The 3,073-nt window shown below is 56.4% G+C and carries 8 protein-coding genes; 1 reads left to right on the top strand and 7 read right to left on the bottom strand.

The window, feature by feature from the left end:
- The first annotated feature begins 138 nt into the window (after positions 1-138).
- Positions 139-354: a hypothetical protein gene (locus tag WC026_RS17320; RefSeq protein ID WP_372712258.1), complete on the top strand. Its 216-nt coding sequence runs from the start codon at positions 139-141 to the stop codon at positions 352-354.
- A gap of 52 nt (positions 355-406) precedes the next feature.
- Here WC026_RS17320 and WC026_RS17315 read toward each other — a convergent pair whose 3' ends face one another.
- The 7 genes from WC026_RS17315 to WC026_RS17285 form a co-directional block, all read right to left on the bottom strand.
- Positions 407-745, bottom strand: coding sequence for a hypothetical protein (locus WC026_RS17315; protein WP_372712257.1), 339 nt, complete (start codon positions 743-745; stop codon positions 407-409).
- Positions 746-867: 122 nt separating this feature from the next.
- A complete protein-coding gene (locus WC026_RS17310; protein ID WP_372712256.1) occupies positions 868-1,053 on the bottom strand; it encodes a hypothetical protein in 186 nt (61 codons plus the stop codon).
- On the bottom strand, positions 1,050-1,337 hold the full coding sequence (locus WC026_RS17305; RefSeq protein ID WP_372712255.1) for a hypothetical protein: 288 nt from the start codon (positions 1,335-1,337) through the stop codon (positions 1,050-1,052). Before WC026_RS17305 ends, WC026_RS17310 begins: the two co-directional genes overlap by 4 nt.
- A gap of 153 nt (positions 1,338-1,490) precedes the next feature.
- Entirely contained in the window at positions 1,491-1,763 is a 273-nt protein-coding gene (locus WC026_RS17300) for a hypothetical protein (RefSeq protein WP_372712254.1), read from the bottom strand.
- Positions 1,763-1,939 carry a hypothetical protein gene (locus WC026_RS17295; protein WP_372712253.1) on the bottom strand — a complete coding sequence of 59 codons (177 nt, stop codon included), beginning with the start codon at positions 1,937-1,939 and terminating at the stop codon, positions 1,763-1,765. Before WC026_RS17295 ends, WC026_RS17300 begins: the two co-directional genes overlap by 1 nt.
- Before the next feature lie 77 nt (positions 1,940-2,016).
- The gene (locus tag WC026_RS17290; protein WP_372712252.1) at positions 2,017-2,418 is read right to left on the bottom strand and encodes a Gp49 family protein; all 402 of its coding nucleotides are present in this window, start codon (positions 2,416-2,418) and stop codon (positions 2,017-2,019) included.
- A gap of 396 nt (positions 2,419-2,814) precedes the next feature.
- Positions 2,815-2,955, bottom strand: a complete 141-nt coding sequence (locus tag WC026_RS17285; protein ID WP_372712251.1) for a hypothetical protein — start codon at positions 2,953-2,955, stop codon at positions 2,815-2,817.
- Between the last annotated feature and the right edge of the window lie 118 nt (positions 2,956-3,073).

The raw sequence follows: 3,073 nt of genomic DNA, 5'->3' as shown, positions 1-3,073 counted from the left end.
GTCAGATGAATGGGAAACTGTATTGGTCGGCGAGCTTCTAGGATCATTGGTTGTTTTTACGCTCGGACAATCGGATGACTATCCACTATCCGACTTCACCTTCGGCCCGGAAGTCACAAAGCCTGATGAGGAACTGGAATGAGCGACGATTTCAAAGACTACCTGTTTGAATACAGGTTCGGAAATTCATGGTGGGGCGCAACTATTAGAGCGCGCTCGCCAACCGAAGCGAAGGAGCGACTATCCGCCATCGCGTTTGCGCAATATCGTGGAGAAGTCAAAGCGAAGATTGCGGTCCCCTGCGGAAGTATCGTATCTAAGGTGATCGATTGGATGCGCGGCGACCGCAGATGATTCTGATAACATACCGCGATAATTGGTCTTTTTATCGCCAAGGTCTAGGCGTTTAATTCCCGATAGGCGGCTTGTGGAGTAGGCCATTAGGCCCTAACAGCCATAGCAGAATCATATTTCCAACGGCCCCGAGCATCGCCAGAACGAGGCCACCGACGAATATAAAGACACCCTTTTGGCCTTCCTGTTTCGATGAGGCTAGCTTGATTTCGATAACATCTTTTTTTGTTTCCTTGATTTCTGATTCAAGTTTTGTCAGTCGCTGGCTGAAGGCCGCGTCAACAGAATCAAACCGTACCGTGAAATCTGACTTCATTTCCTCAAGCGCATCGAGAATGCGCTTCGTGCGCTCGTCCAAGCATTCAAGAGTAGGCATATCGAAGATACCCATAGTTACACCTTTGGCTGGGGGCGTCGTATGCCAACAGCCGCAGATTGGCCTAACTTTCTGCGGTTTAGAGGCGCGTCGGGGTTGCTGTCCCGGCGCGTCTCGCTGCTATTCGTAATGACGCTTTACTTGCCTTCTAGAGGCCGCCCGAGAGCGATGCGCGCGAGCGACTGCTGCCCGAGATAGATCAGCCGATCGGTTGCCGGCGCTTCGCCATTGGCCAGCATTTCTGCTCGCGCCACATCGCCGGATTCGATGAATTTTTCCTCAAGCGCCTGCACGTCGGCGTAAGTGTCGGTCTCATCCGTCATTTGATCCCCCGGCATTTGCGTATCTCTTCGTTCTTTTCCCAGAGCTTTCCGCCGATCCATGCGGCACCTCGGGTACGGTTTTCCTCGACGAATTGGGCGATCCATTCCAATTCGTCGTTGGTCAGCGGCGTCGGGCAGACAGCCTTGTATTGCCGCACGACCTCCGCTTTGCGGGTTTCCGGCGTAGGTTGAGAGAGGACGCTCTCGATTGCCGCAAGCGGCGCTTGTCCGATATTGTTGCACGCGCCTAAAGCGAGTGCGGCGAGGATTATTACTCTTTTCATGGGTTGGCCTTTGAGGTAGAAAGGTCGCCTGCGCTCGCTGGGCGCCTAAAAGTTCAGCCGGTGTAGCCCCGAGCCGAGGCAGGACACATTTTGAGCAAAAGCCGTGACGCTGCAGCGGTAACGGTTAGTAGCGGACGAGCCATCGGGGCATGATCAAAACGGACGTTTCCGCCCGCTGGGCTTGCCGTCCATCTGTGCGCGCAGTTCGCGCGCGAGGTCATCTGGATCGGTCGCCGCATCGGGCACAGCGCTCCGCTCGTCAGCTACCTCTTTGATAGCCTCCTGAGTGGCAGAGGAAGCCTCATTGGCCTTCGCGCGCTCCTGCGTAGCTCCTAGCGCGATTAAGAGCTTGTCCCGCGCCAGGCCGATATACGAGGCGACGCCCTTTGCGAGCGCCGCCAGAAATGTTGCGATGGCCGTCCACATTATTTCACGCCGGGCGGCGTCGAGGTGATCGAACGCATGACGGCCATGAGTAGTCCAGAGCCGATCCCGACAAGGCCAGCTTTCGGGTCATTCATAAAAGCGTTCCAGTCGGTCATCTGCAGGAGGCCGAAGATCGTCGGCAAAAGAGCAACGAGATAGGTGCGATAGCCTTGCATATTCCACCTTTTCAGTTCTGTGCATTTTTTGCACAAAAGTCGCGGAGATGCGCCGGCCATGACAGCCGGCGCGTTTATTAAGCGGCGAGCTTTGACCGCAGCAGATAGCCCTCAAGCGCCCAAATCTTGTTGCGGGCGTTATCGCGGGCGATCTTCTTGCCGATCGCGGCGTCGAAGTTCTCCGGGCTGGCAGCCGCCGCCTCGCCGGTGACGTGGTAGCCGTTGCGCAGCGTGAGCATGCAGATTGTGAGCGTCGTGCCGGGGAAAACGTGGTAGTTTTCACCAACGATAGAGGCGTCGATATCTGCCGGCGTCAAACGAGGTGCAGTGAGCCCCTTGTTTTGAATTTCCTGCTCAATCGAGCCTTCTGTAACCTGTCCAACCATTTGCTTTTCTTCCTCTACGGGCTTGCGCGGAACCGCCGCGCGCGGATTCAACGATAGCGAGCGCCAGTCTTCCAGCACTGCATGTAGCGACATGCCGGCTTAGCGCCGATGATGCGTTCAAGCGGGACGATGTACCAGTGCTGTTTCGGCTGGGTTTGGCGCGGTCGATCAGCAGCTCTCGCTGCGCCGACAAGAACCGCCAGCATGGACGCAGCGAAAATCAGCGTTCTCATCTTTTTATCCACCAATCGAAGAGGAAGAACTGAACGGCTTTGTCGACAAGTCTAGCGATCAGCGCGCGCATGCGACGATAATCGCGAGCACGACGATCATAAGAGTGGTGAGCAGCCCGCAGACGATTTCAACGACGAACATTTGCGTTTCCTTTCTACAGGTGAAGGAGCCAGCCGAGGAATGAAACGACGGCTGCGCAAACCGCAAGCATGCAGAGCGCTGCGATCATTCTGGCGATGGTTTCTGGTTCTGGCGTCATCGGTCTTCGCTCCAATGATGGCCGGAGCCGACGCCGCTGTTTCCGTCCCGATTGGTCGCAAAATACCAAACGTATATACGCGCCACCTTAGACGCGAGATAGAAGCCGCCGATCGCGGCAAGGGCGTCAATGATCATGACGGCTGCGCCTCTGAGGCGTCTTCGGCAAGGACCGCATCAGAACTGGCGATCGCCGCTCGGAGCGCGTCCAGTCTGGCGACAAGCTTGCGGCGCTCTTCGGCCTCGATAGCTACAG

The organism is Hyphomicrobium sp. (assembly GCF_041674905.1).
Classification (GTDB): Bacteria; Pseudomonadota; Alphaproteobacteria; order Rhizobiales; family Hyphomicrobiaceae; genus Hyphomicrobium_B.
The sequence above is the reverse complement of the archived record's forward strand: the minus strand, read 5'-3'. Positions and strand labels throughout refer to the sequence as shown.

Coding starts and splice junctions, on each gene's coding strand:
- WC026_RS17300 (WP_372712254.1), bottom strand. CDS start 1,763: ATGTGGACGGCCATCGCAACATTTCTGGCGGCGCTCGCAAAGGGCGTC.
- WC026_RS17305 (WP_372712255.1), bottom strand. CDS start 1,337: ATGAAAAGAGTAATAATCCTCGCCGCACTCGCTTTAGGCGCGTGCAAC.
- WC026_RS17320 (WP_372712258.1), top strand. CDS start 139: ATGAGCGACGATTTCAAAGACTACCTGTTTGAATACAGGTTCGGAAAT.
- WC026_RS17285 (WP_372712251.1), bottom strand. CDS start 2,955: ATGATCATTGACGCCCTTGCCGCGATCGGCGGCTTCTATCTCGCGTCT.
- WC026_RS17290 (WP_372712252.1), bottom strand. CDS start 2,418: ATGTCGCTACATGCAGTGCTGGAAGACTGGCGCTCGCTATCGTTGAAT.
- WC026_RS17315 (WP_372712257.1), bottom strand. CDS start 745: ATGGGTATCTTCGATATGCCTACTCTTGAATGCTTGGACGAGCGCACG.
- WC026_RS17310 (WP_372712256.1), bottom strand. CDS start 1,053: ATGACGGATGAGACCGACACTTACGCCGACGTGCAGGCGCTTGAGGAA.
- WC026_RS17295 (WP_372712253.1), bottom strand. CDS start 1,939: ATGCAAGGCTATCGCACCTATCTCGTTGCTCTTTTGCCGACGATCTTC.